This is a genomic window from Alteromonas sp. ABV4_515 (assembly GCF_056160345.1).
In genome coordinates this window covers 131,363-154,385 of the sequence record NZ_JBSWWZ010000001.1, presented here as the reverse complement: position 1 = coordinate 154,385, position 23,023 = coordinate 131,363, and the positions used below count along the sequence as shown (strand labels likewise).

Annotated in this window: 18 protein-coding genes and 1 tRNA gene; 12 read left to right on the top strand and 7 right to left on the bottom strand. The window is 47.8% G+C overall.

The features are described from left to right. The first annotated feature begins 20 nt into the window (after window positions 1-20). The 5 genes from ACXAGX_RS00625 (at window position 21) to ACXAGX_RS00605 (ending at window position 6,755) form a co-directional block, all read left to right on the top strand. Window positions 21-1,073 (top strand): aldo/keto reductase, encoded by a 1,053-nt coding sequence (locus tag ACXAGX_RS00625; protein ID WP_474821818.1) that lies wholly within the window; start codon window positions 21-23, stop codon window positions 1,071-1,073. Window positions 1,074-1,147: 74 nt separating this feature from the next. Then, on the top strand, window positions 1,148-2,305 hold the full coding sequence (locus tag ACXAGX_RS00620) for a Na/Pi symporter (protein WP_474821816.1): 1,158 nt from the start codon (window positions 1,148-1,150) through the stop codon (window positions 2,303-2,305). A 381-nt stretch (window positions 2,306-2,686) separates the two neighbouring features. Further along, window positions 2,687-3,871 carry a hypothetical protein gene (locus ACXAGX_RS00615; RefSeq protein ID WP_474835974.1) on the top strand — a complete coding sequence of 395 codons (1,185 nt, stop codon included), beginning with the start codon at window positions 2,687-2,689 and terminating at the stop codon, window positions 3,869-3,871. A 286-nt stretch (window positions 3,872-4,157) separates the two neighbouring features. Then, entirely contained in the window at window positions 4,158-6,104 is a 1,947-nt protein-coding gene (gene acs / locus ACXAGX_RS00610) for an acetate--CoA ligase (protein WP_070125492.1), read from the top strand. A gap of 9 nt (window positions 6,105-6,113) precedes the next feature. Beyond that, complete coding sequence (locus ACXAGX_RS00605; RefSeq protein ID WP_474821806.1) at window positions 6,114-6,755, top strand: LuxR C-terminal-related transcriptional regulator; 642 nt, start codon at window positions 6,114-6,116, stop codon at window positions 6,753-6,755. 1 nt (window position 6,756) lies between these two features. On the opposite strand, the gene ACXAGX_RS00600 is transcribed toward ACXAGX_RS00605, so the two are convergent. Genes ACXAGX_RS00600 through rimK form a run of 3 tightly spaced genes read right to left on the bottom strand, consistent with a single transcriptional unit; the run spans window position 6,757 to window position 9,151 of the window. Further along, window positions 6,757-7,203, bottom strand: a complete 447-nt coding sequence (locus ACXAGX_RS00600; protein ID WP_474835972.1) for an ATP-dependent zinc protease family protein — start codon at window positions 7,201-7,203, stop codon at window positions 6,757-6,759. A 14-nt stretch (window positions 7,204-7,217) separates the two neighbouring features. After that, a complete protein-coding gene (locus ACXAGX_RS00595; RefSeq protein ID WP_070125489.1) occupies window positions 7,218-8,246 on the bottom strand; it encodes a succinylglutamate desuccinylase/aspartoacylase family protein in 1,029 nt (342 codons plus the stop codon). Further along, complete coding sequence (rimK, locus tag ACXAGX_RS00590) at window positions 8,246-9,151, bottom strand: 30S ribosomal protein S6--L-glutamate ligase (protein WP_474821797.1); 906 nt, start codon at window positions 9,149-9,151, stop codon at window positions 8,246-8,248. The genes ACXAGX_RS00595 and rimK overlap by 1 nt, the downstream gene beginning before the upstream one ends. Window positions 9,152-9,404: 253 nt before the next feature. Between rimK and ACXAGX_RS00585 the strand changes: the two genes are divergently transcribed. After that, entirely contained in the window at window positions 9,405-10,016 is a 612-nt protein-coding gene (locus tag ACXAGX_RS00585) for a mechanosensitive ion channel domain-containing protein (protein WP_474822436.1), read from the top strand. Between the two features lie 32 nt (window positions 10,017-10,048). Here ACXAGX_RS00585 and ACXAGX_RS00580 read toward each other — a convergent pair whose 3' ends face one another. Continuing rightward, window positions 10,049-13,492, bottom strand: a complete 3,444-nt coding sequence (locus ACXAGX_RS00580; RefSeq protein ID WP_474821793.1) for a PAS domain-containing hybrid sensor histidine kinase/response regulator — start codon at window positions 13,490-13,492, stop codon at window positions 10,049-10,051. A gap of 255 nt (window positions 13,493-13,747) precedes the next feature. Between ACXAGX_RS00580 and ACXAGX_RS00575 the strand changes: the two genes are divergently transcribed. The 6 genes from ACXAGX_RS00575 to ACXAGX_RS00550 all read left to right on the top strand — a co-directional run bounded on the left by ACXAGX_RS00575 (window position 13,748) and on the right by ACXAGX_RS00550 (window position 20,947). Beyond that, entirely contained in the window at window positions 13,748-14,014 is a 267-nt protein-coding gene (locus ACXAGX_RS00575; protein ID WP_070125486.1) for a DUF4212 domain-containing protein, read from the top strand. A gap of 4 nt (window positions 14,015-14,018) precedes the next feature. Further along, complete coding sequence (locus ACXAGX_RS00570) at window positions 14,019-15,743, top strand: sodium:solute symporter family protein (RefSeq protein WP_474821789.1); 1,725 nt, start codon at window positions 14,019-14,021, stop codon at window positions 15,741-15,743. Between the two features lie 82 nt (window positions 15,744-15,825). Continuing rightward, entirely contained in the window at window positions 15,826-17,658 is a 1,833-nt protein-coding gene (locus ACXAGX_RS00565; protein WP_474835970.1) for a DUF294 nucleotidyltransferase-like domain-containing protein, read from the top strand. A gap of 4 nt (window positions 17,659-17,662) precedes the next feature. After that, window positions 17,663-18,337 (top strand): 3'-5' exonuclease, encoded by a 675-nt coding sequence (locus tag ACXAGX_RS00560; protein ID WP_474821783.1) that lies wholly within the window; start codon window positions 17,663-17,665, stop codon window positions 18,335-18,337. A gap of 90 nt (window positions 18,338-18,427) precedes the next feature. Next, window positions 18,428-18,514, top strand: a tRNA-Leu gene (locus tag ACXAGX_RS00555). Window positions 18,515-18,868: 354 nt separating this feature from the next. Next, on the top strand, window positions 18,869-20,947 hold the full coding sequence (locus ACXAGX_RS00550) for an EAL domain-containing protein (RefSeq protein ID WP_474835968.1): 2,079 nt from the start codon (window positions 18,869-18,871) through the stop codon (window positions 20,945-20,947). 14 nt (window positions 20,948-20,961) lie between these two features. On the opposite strand, the gene ACXAGX_RS00545 is transcribed toward ACXAGX_RS00550, so the two are convergent. From ACXAGX_RS00545 to grxB, 3 genes are all read right to left on the bottom strand, one after another. Next, window positions 20,962-21,291 carry an Hpt domain-containing protein gene (locus tag ACXAGX_RS00545; RefSeq protein WP_474821773.1) on the bottom strand — a complete coding sequence of 110 codons (330 nt, stop codon included), beginning with the start codon at window positions 21,289-21,291 and terminating at the stop codon, window positions 20,962-20,964. 1 nt (window position 21,292) lies between these two features. Next, window positions 21,293-22,246: a GGDEF domain-containing response regulator gene (locus ACXAGX_RS00540; RefSeq protein WP_474821768.1), complete on the bottom strand. Its 954-nt coding sequence runs from the start codon at window positions 22,244-22,246 to the stop codon at window positions 21,293-21,295. Window positions 22,247-22,318: 72 nt separating this feature from the next. After that, window positions 22,319-22,975 (bottom strand): glutaredoxin 2, encoded by a 657-nt coding sequence (grxB, locus tag ACXAGX_RS00535; protein ID WP_474835967.1) that lies wholly within the window; start codon window positions 22,973-22,975, stop codon window positions 22,319-22,321. Between the last annotated feature and the right edge of the window lie 48 nt (window positions 22,976-23,023).

The following is a 23,023-nucleotide window of genomic DNA, read 5'->3' as shown; positions in this document are numbered from 1 at the left end:
AGAAAAGGTTTTAACAGGATATGAAATATACATCACTAGGTAATAGTGGCTTGCAAGTGTCAGAAGTATGTTTAGGCACCATGACCTGGGGCATTCAAAATACACAGCAAGATACCGATGCTCAGATGGCCGTTGCGTTGTCGTCAGGCGTTAACTTTCTCGATACCGCTGAAATGTATCCGATTCCGCCGAACGAGCCGACTTCCGGCGATACAGAGCGTCAGCTAGGTGATTGGTTAAGTCGCAACCAAAACCAGCGTGATGAACTCATTATTATGACCAAGATCGCAGGTAGTGGTATTCGCTGGATTCGTGACGGCGATATTATTAATGCTGAGAATATTGCTGCGGCCATTGAAGGTTCGCTTCAGCGCTTACAGACCAGTTACATCGATGTATATCAACTACACTGGCCAAATCGCACTTCTCCTCATTTCGCCAAGCACTGGCCTGGCATGGTTAACCCCACGAAAACGAACCGCGAGCAAGAAGTAGAAGGGATGCGCAATATTCTTACTGGTCTTAAAGCGGCTATCGACGCGGGTAAAATCCGTCATTGGGGCTTGTCTGACGATACGCCTTGGGGAATCCACACGTTTCTGCGTTTGTGTGACGAGATGAATATTCCCAAACCGGTATCGATTCAAAACGAATTCAGTTTGTTGCACGGGAAAGATTGGCCGTATTTAATTGAAATGTGTCACCTGGAAGGTATTGCTTATTTACCGTGGTCGCCATTAGCGACCGGTATGCTGGCAGGCAAGTACATGGATGGCGACAGACCAAAAGGTTCTCGCTGGACGTTTGTACAACGTCAGGGACTGTTTCGCGACAAGCAATCAGCTCATGACGCAACGAAGCGTTATGTTGAAATTGCAGGTCGTGCGGGTATCACACCTTCGCAACTTGCCTTAGCCTGGTGTCAGCAAGTGCCAGGGGTAACCTCTACCATTATCGGTGCAACCACCACCAACCAGCTCGAAGAAAATATAAAAGCGTTTGATATCACGTTGGACGTTGCCATTTTACGTCAGATTGACGAGGTTTACCGCACCTACCCACAACCATTCTAAATGATGGGTTAGTCATTTCACTGTCATAAATTCGCCATACACTCACTGCTATAAATTCAGTGAGTGTATGTATTATGGCGATTTCCCACACAGAAGTGGACGTACGCGTTGCGGCAGGTACGCCCCGTCAGTCTTCAAAGAACTGGTTTTTACTCCTTTCTCTTATTTATCTCATGTTGCTGGCTGTATCGATGATCGGCAGCGGCTTCAAACTGGCTACTGCTCATCATGCAAGCGGACTGTTCGAGTTTGCCTCCAACCCGGTAATGGGGCTTATCATTGGTATGGTCAGTACGGCGCTGTTGCAGTCGTCGAGTACAGTGACATCAATCATCGTTGCCATGGTTGCGGGTGGATTACCTATCACAGTGGCGATCCCCATGATCATGGGCGCAAATATCGGCACCAGCATTACCAACACGATTGTGAGTTTGGGTCATGTGGCTAATAAAAATGATTTCAGACGTGCCTTTCACGCGGCCACGGTACACGACTTCTTTAACGTTATGGCGGTAATGGTGTTTTTACCATTGGAGATATTTACCGGTTTACTGGAAAAGTCGAGCAGTTACCTGGTGGGTATATTCCATATGGATTCAGTGGTAGCGGTAGAAGGGATTAATCCGATAAAAGCTATCACTGCACCGGTGGTGAATATGGTTTCAGACGCATTAAGCTTTCTTTCCGCTGAGTATGCAGGGGTTATTAAAATAATCCTTGGGGTGATGCTAATTGTTGCCTCCATCACGTTTATGGGTAAAGTAATGAAAACGCTGATGGTAGGGAAAGCCAAAGATATTTTGCATACCAGTATTGGCAAAGGTCCGGTTTCTGGTATCGCCTCTGGTGCTGTGGTAACCGTGCTAGTGCAATCTTCTTCAACGACCACATCATTAATGGTGCCATTGGTTGGCAACGGCATTCTCAAAGCCAAAGATATCTACCCTTTTACCCTCGGCGCTAATATCGGTACGTGTATTACCGCTGTGATTGCTGCGCTTGCCGTTACCGGGTCGACCGCCGGTTTGGCAATGCAAATAGCTCTCGTGCACTTACTGTTTAACGTGTTTGCGGTAGTGCTGATATTTGGCCTGCCCATACTGCGTGACGTACCTTTAAAGCTGTCATCAGGACTGGCGAACCTGGCCGCTGAACAAAAATTATACGGTGCAGCCTATATTGCCGGACTATTTTTCGTCGTTCCGCTCTCTGTTATTTTCCTTTCGCGATAACTTTTTGCATGGCGCTGACTGTCCCGGTCAGCGTCAAATTGCGCCTCTTTTTGGTACTTCCTAACACGTTATTGAACTTTTTGCTTTAAATGGCAATGGATCGCGACCAATTCGCGCATTTTCGCCGAACTCTGCTATATACATAGTGCAGAGAGCCATGACTCACCACGCTCTAGTCCCTGAATCGTAAGACTTTGGTCGCAGCATCCATATTTTATGGAGTAATTCCCCACATTTTGTCACACAATGAATTTGTTTCATTGATGTTAAATTTTGGTTAGGGGCTGGTTGAGAACGTCATTTGACTGGTGTCCCTCTGAGAGATCCATTCACACACGTAAAATAAATCTGATTTTTGTAAAATTAATCGGGAGAGAACACATGTATACACGTATTGCAGCTTGTTGCGCACTGGCATTGGCAAGTACTCAGGCAAGTGCCTTTGATTTTAGTTTTAAAGGTATGATTAAAACAGAAGTCGTTGCGTCCACTGAAGGTGTCGGAAGTTACGGCAGCACTTATAGCCATGTTGCACCTACCCACGCTTTGAGAACTGATATTTTTAATGGAGCGCCTGCTACCGATCAGGAGACGAACTACCTAGAATCCCAATCGACGTCTTTCCAGGCAGCCCAGTCCCGTTTCTCCCTGAATATGAAGCACAATAAAATCCGTGGTGTGCTGGAACTTGATTTCATCGACGGTGAAGACGGCTTTACCAACCAAACCGCGCTGCAGGCTCAGGAGCCACGACTGCGCTTAGCGACCCTTTATTACGACTACAGCGATAACCTGACACTGTTTGCTGGCCAAAAATGGTCTACCGCGGCAGGTATAAAATCCAGCGGCAGCTATAACTGGGTGGGTAATGGTTTCCGCGCCGGTAATACAGGCTTCCTGGCGATGGAAGCCGGTGCGACCTATAAGGTTGATAACCTGACACTCACCGGCGCCGTTACGGGTAAAGGCCGTAACCTGAGCAGCAGCGGTGTAAACAACAATGAACTGGGCGGTATGCCTGGATTTGCAATCGATGCTAACTACAAAGTATCTGGCCATGTATTTGGTTTTGCAGCCCACGTTGCTGAGCTGCAATTTGAAGATGAACCCAGCTATGTTGGCGGCGGAAACCAAGACGCAAACCTCTTTAAAGTGTATACAACCCTGAACTTTGGAACAGTAAGTTTGAACGGTGAATACTACACCGGGGAAGCTCTGAATAACCAAAACGCTTTGGGTGTGGCGCCTGCGGTAACTATCAGTAGTGGTATGGTAAGTGAAAGCTTCTCGGAAAGTGGTTACATGCTATACGCGAGCTGGACACCAGCAGCAGGTCACAATATTAAAGTGGGTTACGGTAGTGCTTCTGTAGACTCGGGCGATCGCGATCGTTTGTCTGCAACCAGCCTGAATGAAAACAGCACGGCTTATATTAACTATGGTTATCAGGCCACAGAAGGGCTGACTACTTTTGCGCAGTTAACACACTTCGATACCGAGTATGGTTCAGACTACGAGAGCTTTACTACGGCCGTTATTCGCGCCGGTGTGGTCTTCAAGTTCTAACCTGTATTGGTGAGACAAGGTTCACCCTGTTCGTCCCTATAGCCAACATGAATCGGTGGCATAGCGGAAAAAAATGCAGGGTGTGCCGCTTTATTCCCCGGTCAGCCGGAGCAATGCGCAGGCAATCTGAACTAACCAGTTAGATCATGAGACTAAGGTACTATGTTTTTGTCTTAAAAGAGCAAAATCGCTAAGACCAAAGTCTCATTTTGCTTTATCAGGGAATAGCTACTCTGTTTAACAGACAATTATTACTGGATTAACATGACATCGGAGGCATAAATCCATGACTGCCAGCAAGACGTATCCTGTACCGGAAAATATTCTAGAACAAACACATCTGACTCAGGAACAGTACGAGAAGATGTACAAACAGTCGGTAGAAGACCCTGAAGGCTTCTGGGGCGAGTACGCTTCGACATTAGATTGGTACACGAATCCAACAAAAACTAAGAATACGCACTTTGGTGCAGACGACGTCTCTATCAAATGGTTTGAAGATGGCGAGATCAACGCCAGTTACAACTGTATCGATCGTCACCTGGCTGAAAATGCCAAGAAAGTTGCCCTTTTCTGGGAAGGTGATTCGCCAGAAGACAACGAAGAAATTACTTATCAACAACTGCACTATGAAGTATGTAAACTTGCTAACGGCCTGAAAAAACTGGGTGTTGGCAAAGGCGATCGTGTTGCGGTTTATATGCCAATGGTGCCACAAGCTGCCTATGCCATGCTGGCTTGTGCCCGTATTGGTGCTATTCACTCTGTTATCTTCGGCGGTTTCTCGCCAAACGCTATTGCCGACCGTATTAACGACAGTAAAGCCAAGGTTGTCATTACCTGTGACGAAGGCCGTCGTGCTGGTCGTTCTGTGCCGTTGAAAGTTAATGTAGACAAAGCGCTGGCAAACGGTGCATGCCCATCCATCACCAATGTTGTGGTACACAAACTGACTGGTGGTGATGTTAAATTTAACAGCGATGTGGATGTGTGGTGGGATCAACTGGTAGAAGATTGTTCTGCACAGTGCGAACCCGAAGTCATGAACGCAGAAGATCCACTGTTCATTCTTTACACCTCTGGTTCTACAGGTACACCAAAAGGCGTGGTACACACCACCGGTGGTTTCCTGTTGTATTCATCGATGACATTCAAGTATGCATTCGATTACCGTGAAGACGATATCTATTGGTGTACCGCCGACGTGGGGTGGATTACTGGTCACAGCTACATGGTTTACGGGCCACTCATTAACGGTGCATCACAGGTATTCTTTGAAGGTGTACCGACTTACCCTGACGTGCGTCGTATTGCCCAGGTTGTTGAAAAGTACAAAGTAAACAGCCTCTACACCGCTCCAACCGCAATTCGTGCGTTGATGGCACACGGTGAAGCACCGGTGGAAGGATGTGATTTGTCATCACTGCGCCTGCTTGGTTCAGTGGGTGAGCCAATCAACCCTGAAGCGTGGGAATGGTACTACCGTGTAATTGGTGAGAGCCGTTGTCCTATCATGGATACCTGGTGGCAAACTGAAACCGGCGGCATGATGATCACGCCTCTGCCGGGTGCGACTGCGCTGAAGCCGGGCTCTGCGTCCCGTCCATTCTTCGGTATTCAGCCTGCCTTGTTCGATGCCGACGGTAACGATTTGGAAGGCGCAGCTGAAGGAAACCTGGTTATCAAGGACAGCTGGCCTAGCCAAGCGCGAACTGTTTATGGCGATCACGAGCGTTTCATTCAGACTTACTTTAGTGCTTACAAAGGCGTTTACTTCACCGGTGACGGTGCCCGTCGCGATGAAGACGGTTACTACTGGATTACCGGTCGTGTGGATGACGTACTGAACGTTTCTGGTCACCGTTTAGGTACTGCGGAAATTGAAAGCGCGTTGGTTGCTCACCCTAAAGTGGCTGAGGCTGCCGTAGTGGGTTACCCGCACGATATCAAAGGTCAGGGCATTTATGTGTATGTTACACCGAATGAAGGCATCGAGCCTGATGATGAACTAACTAAAGAACTGCGTGCCTGGGTACGTCAGGAACTGAGCCCAATTGCCACGCCGGATATGATTCAGTGGTCACGCGGCCTGCCGAAAACCCGCTCTGGTAAAATCATGCGCCGTATTCTGCGTAAGATTGCTGCCAACGAGCACGAGCAACTTGGTGATACCTCAACGTTGGCTGATCCGTCGGTTGTTGATACACTCATCGAGGAGCGCTTAAACAAATAAGGGAAAATAATGATAACGCTGCTGATTGCTGACGACCATCCGCTATACCGGGATGCTTTGCGGGGGGCGTTATCGTTAACCCTGCCGGACCTTATCCTCAGAGAGGCCGGCGATCTGAACACCACGGTCGATATTCTTGAAAAAGAGGATATCGACCTGCTTCTCCTTGATCTCCACATGCCTGGCAGCCACGATATGTTTGGCTTGCTTCATATCCGCAAACTGTTCCCTGAATTGCCTGTTGCCGTGGTCTCCGGTACCGAAGATGCGACATTAATTTCTAAGATAGTCGGGGTAGGGGCGTTAGGGTTTATTCCGAAAACCGCTAGCTCCGGTGATATTGCGAATGCGGTACAGTCTATTCTTGATGGTGATATCTGGTTACCAGATTCGGTGAGCGAAGAGTTGGAAGAAGTCGATGAGGAATTTTCTGAATTGGCTGACCGAATAGCGACGCTCACGCCCTCACAATACAAAGTCCTTTGCTATATGCGGGATGGCTTGCTGAACAAGCAAATCGGCTACAATTTAGATATTGCTGAAGCGACCGTGAAAGCCCATGTCACGGCCATCTTCAAAAAGCTGGGAATTAATAACCGTACACAAGCGGTACTGATTGCCTCTCAGCTGGAACTAGAACCACCCAAGTAGTTTATTCTGCTGGCCGTTTGGCGGCGAGGATAAACTCATGCTCAGGGTCGACAATAAAGCGGCCGTTCATGGCTTCACGGCCAAATAACATCAGGTAGGTCATTTCCCGGCGATCTGTCAGGGTAAGCTGAATGCGCCAACGCTCGCCCGACATAACCACTTCGGTGTCGATAACGTAGCGACGTTCCAGTGTCGCAGTAGAGCTTTTAACCTTCTTTCGCGCCACGACCTTCGCTTCACGGCGCACGATGCTTTCCACGTTGTGAATGTCTGGGTGAATATCAAAACTCACCCACAGATCACCGTCACGCTCGAATTCATCAATGTTGTCGACATGAAGCGACGACGTTGTTGCGCCTGTATCCACACGAATGGTCAGATCATTTATGGTGAGCTCCGGTAAATCGCAATACTCCAGCGCGCCAATAAGTCGTTTTTGCTGTTCCATCAAATATCCTCTCGCTACGGCTGAGGCTGGTCGGTGGTTACGAGGTTATCCTGCAGTAACTCAACGTGCTCAGCAACGGTGTCGGGCTGCTTGAAGTAGCCGATGTGATAAATTGCTTCGCCTTCCTGGGCCAGCGGTATATTTTGCTTACCGACAATTACGCCGTCTGTCGGGCTGTACATGGTTTCTAAAATTTCGCCGTAGGGGTTTGAAATAGTCGCGAGTCTGTCACCCTTCGCCACATGATCGCCTAACTGCGAAATATGATTAACTAAACCGCTTTCCGGAGCACGAACCCAGCCGCTTTCCCGCGCAATAAAGCGTTTGATGTCGTGGCCCTTGCTGCGACTCTTATTCAGCATACCTACGTGGCGCATGGTGTTGATAATGCCTCGAACCCCCGCACGAATTGAAAATTCGTCATAACGCAACGCCTGGCCGGCTTCATACAGTAATATTTTCACACCGGCTTCGCTGGCTGATTGGCGCAGGCTGCCGTCACGCAAATCTGCATTTAATAGCACAGGAACACCAAATGCCTTGGCCATACCCAGTACTTCCGGGTCGTCCAGATTCGCACGAATCTGCGGTAGATTACTGCGGTGGATGGCGCCGGTATGAAGGTCGATGCCAATGTCGCACTTGCTCACGATTTCTTTAAAAAACAAATTAGCAAGGCGTCCGGCCAGGGAGCCTTTCTTACTTCCCGGAAAACTACGGTTTAAATCCCGTCTGTCCGGCAAGTAGCGCGATTGGTTTAGTACGCCATACACATTCACCATAGGCACTGCGATTAACGTGCCTCTCAAACGCTCAATGGCTTTTGAATGAATTAACCGTCCCACGATTTCAATGCCGTTAAGCTCATCGCCGTGAATCGCGGCAGAGACAAACATTGTCGGCCCTGGACGCTTTCCTCTTTTCACATAAACCGGAATACTCATATTGGTGGCCGTATACAACGGAGGCATCTCGAGCTCGATTTTTTTCGATTCCCCGGGACGAACGCTCTGGCCGCCAATTTCCAGAATATCTTCTGCCATTAACCTTTGCCTCTGGTGCGCGTATTGTGTGGTTTTGCTGACTTAGCGATAAAGTCGATAATCATGCCGGCAACATCTTTTTTCGTCGCAGACTCAATACCTTCGAGACCTGGAGATGAGTTCACTTCCATCACCACCGGGCCGTGGTTAGAGCGAAGAATGTCGACACCACAGCAGTTTAAGCCCATGGTTCTGGCGGCTGACACCGCCGTTTTACGCTCTTCCGGTGATAAACGCACCAGGCTTGCTGATCCACCCCGATGCAGGTTTGAACGAAACTCGCCCGGCGCCGCTTGCCGTTTCATAGCTGCGACCACTTTGTCTCCAACTACAAAACAACGAATATCTGAGCCGCCCGCTTCTTTAATATATTCCTGTACCAGAATACTGGCATTCAAGCCCATGAAGGCTTCAATAATGGATTCAGCGGCTTTTTGTGTTTCACCCAATACCACGCCAATGCCCTGCGTGCCTTCGAGCAGTTTAATTACCACTGGTGCGCCACCCACGTTCTTGATCAAGTCTTCAATATTGTCAGGGTGGTGAGCAAAACCGGTACGAGGCAGGCCAATACCTTTACGCGATAACAGTTGCAACGAACGCAGTTTGTCACGGGAACGACTGATTGCTACCGATTCATTGATGCTGTAAGTGCCCATCATTTCGAACTGGCGCACTACCGAAGTGCCATAGAAACTCACAGAAGCGCCAATGCGCGGGATAACGGCATCGTAAAATGGCAGGCGTTTACCTTTATAGCGTACCGAAGGTTTTGCACTGGTAATGTCCATGTAACAGTGCATGGTGTCGATAATGTCGACTTCATGGCCTTTTTCCAGTCCCGCTTCAAGTAACCGGCGAGTGGAATAAAGTTTGGGATTACGGGAGAGTATTGCGATACGCATAATAAAAATTTCACCTGTCGTGGTAAAGAGTGTGACCCTTGCGGAAACGTGCCCGACGGATCAACATGTTAATCTGATAATATAATACGAACCTCGAAAAAGAGGTGATATAATTTTTTGATTCATCGATAACTTTTATTTGTCGTTCTGTACTATCTGGATCAATTTCTCCGTAATCAACGATGCATGACCTCCACGAGCAGGAACTATGCCTTCAACAAATGACAAATCTTCTGCTGTTCAGGAACTTACCATGATGTGGCTGGAACAAATTTCTGCCTGGTTTATTACCTACCAGACCAATGTAATTTGGACTGTGGTAATGCTGCTTCTTTATCTGTTGATGACGCGTTTCGCCATTCCACGGCTTGAGAAAAATGTCGAGAAGAGCAAGCTTAAATCTTCGAGTGCACTGAAGGGGTTATTCACTGCCCGCATTCTCAGCGCCACGGTGACTTTAGCGCTCATTCTCATCGCCTGGGGTGTGGATATATCTGGCCTGTTGGTGTTGTCTACATCTATCCTCACGCTGCTAGGGGTAGCCTTGTTCGCAAACTGGTCGTTGATCAGTAACATCACTGCCTATTTTATTTTGCTGACTAACGTTACCTACCGTCGGGGTAACTATGTGCGCATTCTCGATGGCGACAATTTTATTGAGGGCTTTATTGCCGACATCAATTTATTCAGTACCCGCTTAGTGACGCAAGATCGCGAAACGGTGCTGTATCCCAATAACCTAATCCTTACCAGGCCGGTATTGGTGAACCCCAAAGGACGTTGGGGCACGCTGGGTAAAGTAACCGCGGCAAGCTCTCAGCCCGTTGCTGCAAGCGCCGAAAAAACCACTGAGCCTAGGCTTTAGCCTAGATTTCAGCCAGAGCTTTTGCAGCTCACCTACCGCGGCTTTACCCTGCTGTCTTTAATATTCCGGGAAAGGCTCTGTAATAAGGCTCTGAGCTTGGCAGGCTTAAGCGGCTTGGTCAGGTAATTTACGCCTTGTTCACGGCATTGAGCTATCAAGTCTTCTTCGTGATTTGCGGTAACCAGAGAAGCCGGTACCACAATGTCGAGATGTTGCCTGATAGCCTCTATCAAATCTAAACCATTCTGATCAGGACCAAGCTGATAATCCATTAATAGAATTTGTGGCGAGAAGATATCAGCCTGGCGAATGGCATCGTCCCAATTATTAGCAAGAACAACGGTAACGCCCCATTTTTCAAGTAGGGTTTGTAAAGCATCCAGGTTCTCTTGTTTGTCATCAACACATAGCACGCGTAATCCTCGGAAAGACTGAACGCGGGAGAGCTTTGTCGGGTCGCTGTGTCGGCGTGGTGCGGCTTTGCCCATCACCAGTGTGAAGCAACTGCCTTTACCGGCTTTGGAGCTAACCTGGATTTTACTTTGCATTTGCTGGCTAAGACGACGAACCACGCCAAGCCCTAAACCTACGCCGTGCTCAGTAGAGTCATGGGTACGATAAAAATCGCTGAAAATCATGCCCAGCTGCTCTTCTGAAATACCGATACCCGTATCTCTGATTTCAATTAAAACCCGATCTCCCCGTGGGCGTACGGTAAACAGCACTTTCCCCTTGGCAGTGTATTTTACGGCATTAGAAAGTAAGTTCTGCACAATACGATAAACGAAGGTTTTATCTCCCAGCACCCAGCAATCCCGCACCCGGGCACGAAGTTCTAAACCTTTCTCTTTTGCGCTCATTCGCATTTCGTCCAATAGCGGCGAAAGCAGGGCACTCAGATGAATGGCTTCGGTAGACGGCTTAAGTTCGCCCTGATCTAGTCGCGCAATATCAAGCAAGGTACCAATCAGCGCTTCACTGGAGGTTACTGAGTGATTGAGCTTAGTCACGATTTCTTTTACCGAGTCTGACACATCGGCCTCGTTTAGCGCGGTCACGTAAAGTTTGGCAGCATTCAACGGCTGTAGAACATCGTGACTGGCAAGCGCAAGAAAGCGGGTTTTACTGGCGTTGGCATCTTCCGCGGCCTTTCGCGCCCGAATAAGCTCTTTTTCCGCTTCGGAGCGCCGTTCAATTTCCAGCCTTAATTCCGCATTGATGGAATGCACTTCTTCCGTCCGCTTTTTAATACGTGCTTCCAGGTTTATGTTGGATTCTTCCAGTGCCTGCTGAATTTCAATATGGCCGGTAATGTCGTTAAAGCTGGTTACGAAGCCACCGCCTGGTAGCGGATTCCCGACCATTTCAATTACCCGGCCATCCACGCGCTGGCGGGTGAATCGGTGAGGCGTGCCGGAACGAAGGTGCTCCAGACGCTTTTCAATTTTTGCTTCCACATCGCCGGGGCCAAACTCTCCCCGCTCCGCGTTGTATCGCACCAACTTTTCTATCGGTGTACCTACAGCAAGCAACTCTTCAGGGTAGTTGTACAGCATGGTGTAACGCTTGTTCCATGCCACCAGGTTAAGGTGTTTGTCGATAACGCTTATCCCCTGATCCATATTCTCCAGAGAAGTGAGCAGGGCGGTCATGTTGAACTGCATGGCCTGGGTAGTGTCATCGAAGAAATTAATGATCTCTGTAAAGTCGAGCTTTTTACCTTTGAGGATTGAATCAATCAGGGCTTTGGCACTGGCGGCACCAATTACCCCGCCCAAAGCGCGTTCGGCAAAGGCCAGGAATGACTCATCCGGCGTTTCATCGCGGTTAATTTTACAGTCGTTGAGGTGCTGATATTCCTCTAGCAATTGTTCGCAGCGACCACTACCCATAAATGTCGACAGCAGGGTAATGAGGTCAGACACAATAACGTCGGTGCTGTGTTTGCGGGTAGAAACACTGCGGACATCGGTGGGAGAGACAAAAGCCTCCGCCTGAATGCGGTCAATGAGTCTTGCTGGCGCAAATAACGAAAAGCCGTAGTAGGCCACAAAATTCATCGCCAGGCTTATGAGGGCGCCCTGACTGAGTTGTTCGTTTTGTTCCAGGGTAGTAGCGCCGTCGTTTACCAATGGCAGAACCAGCCATAGCATCCAGGTAACCAAGCCCGCAATCAGGCCTGCATATACGCCATGGGCGTGGGCACGCTTCCAGTAAAGACCACCCACAATGGCGGGAATAAGCTGTATGACCAGTGAAAAGGCGATAAGACCAATCGAGTGGAGCGAGCGGCTGTTGGTCATCTGCTGGTGGTAGAGAAACGCAAGTAACAGAATAAGGCCAATAACGATACGCCGAATAAGTCGAATACGTCGGCCATAATCTTTATTGCCCGGATTACTGTGTTTGGTTAACAGCACGCGGGGCAGAATCACGTCGTTGGTCAGCATGGTGCTGAGTGTTAGCGTGGCAACAATGATCATTGCGGTAGCTGCGGATAATCCACCAATAAATACGATGATCTGCAACAGCGCCGATTCCGAGTAAATCGCCATGCTCAGTACATAAGTATCTGGCTCTACATTCTGGCCTGCAAATATGGCATTACCAGCAATGGCGATGACGGGAATGACCGCGGCGGTGATCCCCAGATAAAGTGGAAACAGCCAGCGTGCTGTTTTCAAATGCCCCAAGCTCAGGTTATCTATGATGGCCACGTGAAATTGTCTTGGTAGGCAAACTACCGCTGCGGCGGCCATTATGGTTTGGGATATAAACGAATAGGAGCCAAACTGAGACAACGCTTCGTCGCTGAAAAATGTATTAAATTGCTCAGGGTTGTCGGTGGCTTGCCAAGCGCTATAACCCACAATGGCAACCAGTACCAGCGCGGTGAGTTTAATGCTGGATTCGAAAGAAATGGCCAGCATTAGCCCCCGGCGGTATTCCGTAACATCGGTTTGTTTGGTGCCGAAGTAAATCGCGAAGATAGCAATAAATAGGGTAGCCACAATAATAATGAAATGGCTGTTAGGTTGCTGTGTCAGTAGCTGGAATGTTGAACCAATGGCTTTTAGTTGTAACGCGATATAGGGCACCGTAGCTAATAGAGCAATGAGCGTTACCAGCAGTGCCACTCCCTGACGTTTGCCGTAGCGCGAGGCGATGAAGTCAGCAATGGTATTGATGTGTTGCTTCTTGCTCACCAACGTCATTTTATAAATAAATTTGTATCCCAGCACATAAACCAATACCGGCCCTAAAAGAATGGGTAGGTAAATCCAGGTATCGCGGCTGGCAGAGCCCACGGCACCAAAAAAAGTCCAGGCGGTACAATAAATTGCCAGTGCCAGAGAATAGATTGCCGGATGAGAGGTAAGCCATCTCGCGGTGGGGGAGTTTTTATCTCCCCAACTGGCAATGTAAAACAGAAAAAATAAATAGACTAATGCGAGTGAAACCCAGGCGAACGTCATTGGTTTATATACATCCCTTTAACATATCTGTATGTATTATACTCACCTTCCAATCCTACTACCTACGACCATGGTCTCATTCCTTGATTGCCTAGCCGCGACTAGAGTATGTAAAAATCAAGGTGCGACAGGGTTTTTGCGTGGTTTCCTAAAAAAAGTAAACAATAAAAACGTTACTGAGATCACACAAAAACCTGGTCGTTAGATAAATGTAAAAATAAAACATCCACTTAACCTGACAGTGAGGACGGAAAGATGGCATTTAAAAATGATGACGACAAAGCGGCATATTGGAAGGAGAACCTCTCCCTCCTAGCCAAATTGTTGGTAGTTTGGTTCGTAGTATCTTTCGGCGCAGGCATATTGTTCGTCGATGCACTTAACGAAATCCGATTCTTTGGATTTAAGCTGGGCTTCTGGTTTGCGCAACAGGGTTCCATTTACGTGTTCGTGGTTCTCATTTTTGTGTACATGGCAAAGATGAACGCGCTCGACAAAAAATACGGCGTAGACGAGGAGTAGGCCCATGGATGTTCAATTACTGACCTTTATCATCGTAGGTGCGTCCTTCGCGCTCTACATTGCAATTGCTATTTGGGCCCGTGCTGGCTCGACTACCGATTTCTACGTTGCAGGTGGTGGCGTACCTCCCGTTATGAACGGTATGGCAACGGCCGCCGACTGGATGTCTGCCGCATCGTTTATCTCTATGGCCGGTCTGATTTCCTTTATGGGTTACGACGGTGCCGTTTACCTCATGGGCTGGACCGGTGGATACGTACTGCTGGCGCTCTGTCTGGCACCTTACCTGCGTAAATTCGGTAAGTTCACTGTACCGGATTTCATTGGTGACCGCTACTATTCACAGACTGCCCGTACCGTGGCGGTATTCTGTGCCATCTTCGTTTGCTTCACCTATGTAGCAGGCCAGATGCGTGGTGTTGGTGTGGTATTTAGCCGCTTCCTCGAAGTCGACATTGTCACCGGTGTGGTTATCGGTATGGCGATTGTATTCTTCTACACCGTACTTGGTGGTATGAAAGGTATCACTTACACCCAGGTTGCCCAGTACTGTGTACTGATTTTTGCTTATCTGGTTCCTTGTGTGTTCATTTCCATGATGGTTACTGGTCACATTCTGCCACAAACTGCATTCGGTGCGACGCTGGCTGACGGGTCGGGGATATATATGCTCGACAAGCTCGACCAACTCTCGGTGGATCTCGGCTTTACGGAATACACCAACGGCAGTAAGAGCACGATTGACGTATTCTTCATCACCTTTGCACTGATGGTAGGTACAGCTGGTCTGCCTCACGTAATCGTACGTTTCTTCACCGTACCTAAAGTACGCGACGCTCGTAAGTCTGCAGGTTGGGCGCTACTGTTCATCGCTATTCTGTACACTACAGCTCCTGCTTTGGCTTCGTTCGGTCGTGTAAACATGATTGAAACCATTAACGGCCCAGATATGGCGGGTACGGAGATCTCTGAGCGTCCAGAATGGATCCGCAACTGGGAGAAAACCGGTCTTATCACCATTAATGATAAGAACAACGATGGCAAGATGTACTACAGCGCGGGTAAAGCGTCTGATCCTGCTAGCGCTAACGAAGTAGATGTCGATCGCGACATTATGGTACTGGCTAACCCTGAAATTGCGAATCTGCCTGCCTGGGTTATCGCACTGGTGGCTGCCGGTGGTGTGGCTGCAGCATTGTCAACATCGGCGGGTCTGCTGCTGGTTATCTCAACTTCGGTTTCACACGACTTGCTGAAACGTAACTTTGCACCGAACATTACCGATAAAGCAGAACTGTTCTATGCCCGACTGGCGGCTGGTGTCGCCATCGTGATTGCAGGCTACTTCGGTATTAATCCGCCCGGGTTTGTGGCGCAGGTGGTGGCCTTTGCCTTCGGTCTGGCGGCATCGAGTTTCTTCCCTGCAATTATCATGGGTATCTTCAGCAAGCGTATGAATGGTAAAGGTGCGATTTCCGGTATGATTGCAGGTATTGCTTTCACCGCGGCCTACATCATTTACTTCAAGTTTGTGAACCCTGCTGCGAATACGCCTGATAACTGGTGGTTCGGTATCTCACCTGAAGGTATTGGTACCATGGGAATGATGGTTAACTTTGTAGTGGCATTCGTTGTGTACAAGATGACAGGTGAAGCGCCTCAGGAAATTCAGGATATGGTTGAAAGTATCCGTTTCCCTAAAGGTGCGGGTGAAGCCTCAGGTCACTAAGTTTGACAATACGCGTTAAATAACGACAGTGAATAGAGCTCACCTGTGAAGGTGGGCTCTTTTTTATTGGGAGGGATTTTCAATGAGTGTCGTACCCCAGCAGGTAATTGATTTTCTAAAAACGTCAGCGCCGTTCGATCAACTGAACGACGACGAAATGACTGCTTTAGCTAAACAGGCTAATTTAATTTATCTTACTGATGACAATAAATCATCGTTACTGAAGGAAAACGCAGGACGGCTTTTCCTTATTCAGAACGGACAGTTCTCGGTGAAAGACTCAGGGCAGAGTGAAAGGTATCTTAGTGAAGGCGATTACTTTGGCTATCACGCCTTGCTCGACAAAGTGGATTATCAGCTTAAAGTCACCGTAGACAAACCAGGCTTGGTTTACTGTTTTACCGCTAACGCCTTTGAGCAAGCATGCAGTTATCCTGCAATTGCTGACTTCTTTCATGGCTCCCGCACTGACGCATTGCAGAACCAGGCCGTGGTAGATTCCAACTCTATGTGGCTGTACAAGCCGGTTCACGAAGTGATTGACCATGCGCCGGTGCAGGCCTCGGAAGACGTCACCATACAGCAGGCCGCACAAATTATGTCAGAGAATAAAGTGTCGTCGCTGTTGATCACCCGCGAAGATAAGCTGGTGGGAATAGTGACCGACCGGGATCTCAGAAACCGTGTGGTAGCAAAAGGGACAGCGTTGTCGCTGCCTGTATCGGCCATTATGACTGAAGGCCCGGCTATGATTCATCAGTACCGCACTATGTTTGATGCTATGTCTATGATGAGCGAGCGTAACATTCATCACCTGCCTGTCATCGACCGTCACAGTCGTCAACCCATGGGCATGATTACGGCGTCTGACGTGGTAAGACACCAACGGGGCAATGTACTTTACATTATCGGTGAGCTTGCTAAAGCAGAAAACCTATACGAGCTTACCCGCCTTTCCTGGCAAATGCCGCATTATTTTGCTTCTCATGCCAAACGCCCGGGCGATTTTGATATTGCCGGAAAAGTGCTGTCGCAGGCCACGGATGTCATGACCCGCAAACTCATCCATTTTTTTCAGCGGGAGCATGGGGCCGAGCCGATGAAATATAGCTGGGTGGTTTATGGGTCGCAGGCAAGGGAAGACCAGACCATGGGTTCCGATCAGGATAACGGCTTACTCATGGAGAGAACACCCAACGAGTCAGAAGCCCGCTATTTTGCTGAGATGGCCGAGTATGTATGTAATGGTTTGGCGAAGTGCGGCATTAAATTGTGCGACGGCAATATTATGGCCTCAAACCCAGAATTGCGCTTATCCATCGAAGAGGCCCAGGCTGAGGCGAGGGAATGGGTGAGGCAACCTACGCCCATGGCGATCATGCATTTTAATATTTTCCTGGATGCCCGCTGTGCAGCCGGAGATCTTGATCTGTTCCGGCGCATGCAACTCGCTCGCGGGCCATTGCTGAAACAGAAAATGTTTCTGGCCGCATTGGCGCGCCACAATAATGATATAGGCATTCCCCTTTCTGTGTTCCAGAAGTTTGTGTATGAAAAAGGCTATGAGCAGAAAGATCTTATCGACCTGAAAGTTAAAGCGATTGCAATTATCAATAATCTGGCACGTATCTATGCGTTGGCAAATGGTCTGGCTATGCCGTCCACACTGGCACGACTAGCAGCGTTGCCGTCAGGTTCAGGGCTCTCCACCAAAGACGCGCAGAATCTGCGGGATATTTGGTTGTTCCTCAATCGCCTGCGCTGGCGTCATCAGCTTACCAACAACGTAACAGACAACAGGGTATCGGTCTCAGAATTATCTTCTATTGAACGACATCAGTTAAAAGCTGCCTTCAAAGCTATCGACAGAGCGCAGCAAGGCGCAGTGATGAATTTTTCAGGTGGTATGAGCTAGGTTTATGTTTGCAAAGTTAAAACGTTGGCTGAGTGGCACGCCCGCGCTTCCTGAAGGCTGGGCAGAAAAGCTTATTCGCGATACGCCGCTATTGGCAGTAGATTTGGAACTCACGTCTTTAGACATTGCAGAGGCGAAGGTAACCTCTATTGGCTGGGTAGAGGGGGGCGACAACAGTATCAATATCGAACGCTGCGGCTATCACGTGATTAGAACGTCCGGTGATTTGGCGCAGAGCCCGGTTATCCATGGTCTCACCGAGGAAGCGCTCACCGAGGGTATGCATATTCGCGACGTGCTGGCTGAACTGGTGCCATTTGCCGAGACGCATCTATGGCTTTGTCATAATGCGGCGTTGGATCTTGGAATATTAAAACGGGTATTTAATAATACGGGCATCGTTTGCCCAGACATTGTCGTGCTCGATACATTAAAGGTAGCTGTGTACCAATTGAAAAAGCACCATGAGGTACTGCCATCAAACAGTGCGAATTTATCTGTTTGTCGTCAGCGCATGGGCCTTCCTGCTGCGCCCGCTCATAATGCGTTAGACGACGCCATGGCAACCATGCAACTCTGGTTTGCGCAAAATCAGGCGCTGAATCGCGCAAAAAATATCGCTATTGGCGACTTAATGCACACTCAGGCAGTTTCTTGCAAAAAAATGGAAAAAAGTTGAATTTGTTGATTGACAAGTGCATCGAATATCCGTAAATTGCGCACCCACAACGAGACGGGGTTTAGAAACAAACCAAGTATCGTAAGTAATGCCCAGGTGGTGAAATTGGTAGACACGCTAGCTTCAGGTGCTAGTGCTCTAACGGGCGTGGCGGTTCAAGTCCGCCCCTGGGCACCATTCTTCTTCTTGCGTCCGCAAGTGCTTTAAATAAAAACTTATCGTCTGATTATAAATCAACCCGTTTAGGGTGTTGGTTTCATTGATCTTTTTCGTTATATCCAAAGTTAACTGTCTAAATTACTAAATTTTTTGTCATTCGTGTCTATAGCGCGCAAAAGTACAGGTTTTCGTAACTGACTATAGTCATTAATAAATCTCCCTTTAAATTAGACTAAAGGCTAATTCCTCGTCTAGTCGCGAATAACAACTTATTGAAAATCATACTTTATAAAAAAATTACCTCAGTAGAATCATAGATCCTTACCAATTTGCATTGGTTTTTTTAAATACTACCGAGAAATTCTAAAGGAAATGGTTTTCAGTTCGTCGCCCTTTCTACAATTTAAAGCTACGTCACTGCTTTTCTATCGCTATGCATTCTTAGTGTTGGCGCTAATTAGCCTTTTGCTGATCGTCTTTAACTACTCCTCATTTAACAACAGCGAATTTAATATGCTGACGGAAGAGGAAAGTATTGATGTGACCGGCTATCGGGCGGGAAGCCAATTTGAAGTGGATCAAAATGGTAGCATCATACTGAGCTGTGCCATTCAAAGTGTTCTGCCTAATGAGAAATGCGGATTGGAATTTGATTTTGTAAAAGCCGCCAGTTCGGCTTCCATCGATGCGCTTCCGTCTTTTGCTAATCTTGAAACCATTAATGCTAGTGTGTCTGCGAGCCGAGATGGTGTGCTGGTAAACATTCCGGTTACCCTTACTTTTCATCTTGCTCGCCATAATTCGATGGGACAGCTTAATGGTTTGCGATCCATTCGTTATGAGTCGGCGCACTTTATGTCCAATACACCGCAATTACTGCCTCGGGAACGTGTTGTGCCAGATAGCTGGTGGAACGAACAGTTTGATATATCCACCGCGCTGGAGGCGTCTGACCTATCGAGCGTAACTGGATTGTCTTTATATCTGGAAAGTTCTGCTGAATTGCAACCAGGCCGGTATGAAGTCACTATTGATCGGTTGATGTTCAATCAGCACTTAGTTTCCCCCGGTTCAGTGAACCTCATTCTGGCGTTAGTTTGGCCTACGGCCATGCTTGTTTTTCTCACCCATTACCTGTTAATGAAACGTGCGGAGGTGCATCAGCTCAGTGTACAGAGCGATACCGACCCTGAAACGGGCATGATGAATATGAGTGGACTGCGTCGCTTATATCCTGGGAAACTGACGTTACCCGTAACCGTGATTAATATTCGGGTAAAAAACTTCTTCTCATTACAAAAAGAGTTTTCCAGACAAACCGTCTTCAGTCTTATTCAGCAAACGTTTCAACCCTTCACCTCAGAGCAAGGGGCGCGACTATTAATGGTGAAGCTGCAAGACGAAAACATTCTGTTGATTGGAGGTGCTTGCGATGAGTCGTTGTTTGGCAAGCTCATTTCAGCATCCAAAAAAGGCATCAAAATGGAGTCACTAGGGCACCTGCGACTGGACCTGAAAATGGGGATTGCCAAAGGAGAGAAGGGCATGACCATGGAGGCATTGCTTGCCCAAAGCACGATTGCCATCGATGCTATTAATGAAGGTGAAGCTAGTTACAAGCTTTATCATCCAGAGTTACGAAAGGCATGGCGTCAGGCACGGTTTGTCGAACAAGAACTCAGAATTGCCCTCAAGCAAAAAGCGTTTCACTTAGCATTTATGCCTATTTATGACGCGGCAGAACAGCGTATTTGTGGTGCTGAGGCACTATTGCGTACTTCCCATTTACCGCTTAAGAGTTTCTCTCCGGAAGTGTATGTGCGGGTGGCCGAACAGGCTGGTTTGATAAGGGAGATCGATCTGTGGGTGCTGGAGGAGGCCATGAAAGCCTTACAGAAGTTGAATCAAAAAGACTTTGTCATGGCAGTGAATATTTCGTCCCGGGAGCTCATGGATATTGAATTCGCTGAAGAGCTGAGGTGCCTCATCACACGATACCATATCACCCCGTCACAACTGTGCCTGGAAGTAACGGAAACCTTCTTTCTGGATGTAAATGGTATTTGTTTTGAGTCTATTCAGGCAATTCGCGATCTTGGCGTACAACTGTCCTTAGATGACTTTGGTACTGGTCATGCGTCGCTTCAGCATTTGTTAAACATGCCTATTGATGAAATTAAGATCGATCGCAGTTTTGTATGGACGCTAGACAATGAGAAGAGTGCTGTAATTGTTGATGCAATCGTATCTATTGCTGGGATTTGTCAATACCACGTTGTTGCAGAAGGCATTGAAACCGAAGCACAATTGAACAAATTGGCCGGGTTGGGTTGTCGCTATTTCCAGGGGTATCTCATCGCTAAGCCTGATTCATTTGAAAAGCTGGTGGAGATTTGCAGCGAAGTGAAAAATTCGCGCCGCTTAGATACACAGGTCAAACTCAGAGCTTAATGTACACTAAGCATTTATCTGTGTTGATAGGTAATAACAGCTTGCTGAGTCAAAGTGAGCGCCTCTTTAATTTGCGCAAGTTGCTGCGAACTTAAAGCCTTGTTCGCCTTTAAGTCTTCTTCAGTGTGTTGCATGACGTTACGTAAATTCTCAGCACCGATCTCTGCTGCTGAGCCTTTGAGCGTGTGTGCGCTTAACACCGTAATAGGTTGATTGTTCTCAAGCTGTGCCAGCAGTTCTCCGGCTTGTTGTTCGAACAACGCCAGCAAACGTGAATACAATACGTGATGATTCCCTAACCGATATAACGCTTGCTCTGCATCGAGAACCGCTAATTCTGTCATCCTATCCTGCGCCTACTAGCATGTCGCCATGTTCATCAATGAAAGCATAAGAATTTCGCCCATTTGCTTTAGCGTGATACAGGCACTTGTCGGCGTCCATGAGCGCTTTATCAATACTGGTATCGGTGTTGGGGTGGTAGGTGGCTGCGCCAGCGCTGACAGTAAGGTAACCGGTGGGAGACGCAGAGTGTTCAATATACTGGTGTGAAATGGTTTGCAAGATGCGCTCGCAAACCGTACGCGCTCCATGTTCGCTGGTATGGGGAAGAAGGATGAGGAATTCTTCACCGCCTACGCGAATGAGTTTATCACGAGGCCGTAATAGGGATTCTTGTAGCGATTTAGCAATTTTCCACAAGCAGGAGTCACCTTTGATATGCCCATAATGATCATTAAATTGCTTGAACAGATCCGCATCGAAGATTGCGACAGAAAGTGCCTGATTTTCCCGCTCTGCATCCTTCACCATTTGTGGAAGATGCTCTTCTAGGTAGTGACGGTTAAAACAACCTGTAAGTCTGTCGGTATAAATAAGCTGTTCAAGTAAATCAGTTTTGAGCTTACTGCTTAAGTGAAATTTTACACGATTAATCAGCGTGGTGGCGTTAACCGGCTTTTGCACAAAATCCGCGCCGCCAGCATTCCAGCACTTTTCTTGCTCTTCATCAGATATTGATGCCGTAACGAATACTACCGGAATATCCTCGGTGCGGGAGTCGTTGCTAAGTATAATGCAGGCTTCATGGCCATCCATATCGGGCATATAAACATCCATGAGCACCAAATCAGGCGGTGTCTCACGGCAAAATTCTATAGCCTCCGACGCACTATCTACCGAGTGACAAGTAAACAGCGGCTCCAACAGCGTCGTCATGATGAGTCTGCTGGCCGTCTGGTCGTCGACAATGAGAACATTGCAGTCTTGCAGGGTTCGGGAAGTCTTCTTATTGTACAAACACGTACCTCCTCTTCTCATGAAAGGCAGAATCTACTCTGCCTGAACTGAGTGTTTAATTACTGTCGCCGTTTAAACCGCGACGTCTGTGTAGAGCTGAATTTTTGTTAAATCCGCTACAGCATGAACATATTGGTCTAGTGCATCCGGGAAGTTGATGTCTTTAACCATAGTCAGGTTACGCAAAATTGGAAATACCATAATGTCGTTCCAGCCTAGCTGATTCATTTGCTGCGCAGGGAGCGGCGGCACGGGCATTTCAGCAAGTGCAGCTTCAACACGCTCTTTGTAACTGGTGGAATTCGAGAATGCTTCATCAAAAGACATGCCGAGCGTCTTTTCTTTTTTTGTTCGGAAATAATCTTTTGCTGATTCAGTGGCAAATTCAGGCTGCTTAATCATAACATTGCGGGGAAACAGCAAGCCATTGATTTCACCACTGACATTATCGAGATGACGGGTATATTTCTCCGGTTCGACCTTAGGCAGCAGTTTTTTATCTTCTGGTGCCATTGCTTCAAGTTTGGCAACGATATCTAAACTCTCACCCATGGCGGTACCGTCATCGAATTCTAGGATCGGCACCATTTTCGCGCCAATAAGTCTGTCGCAGGTCTCCGCATCGTCATTAAGCAGGTAATTTTTCTTATGCTCAATACCAAAGTAATTGGCTGCCATATCGGCGCGAACACAGAATGGACAGTGTAGATACTGATGTAGGGTTGGCATAATACCTCCAGAATATTGTTGTGTTGAAATGGTGCGCATCTAAAAGTC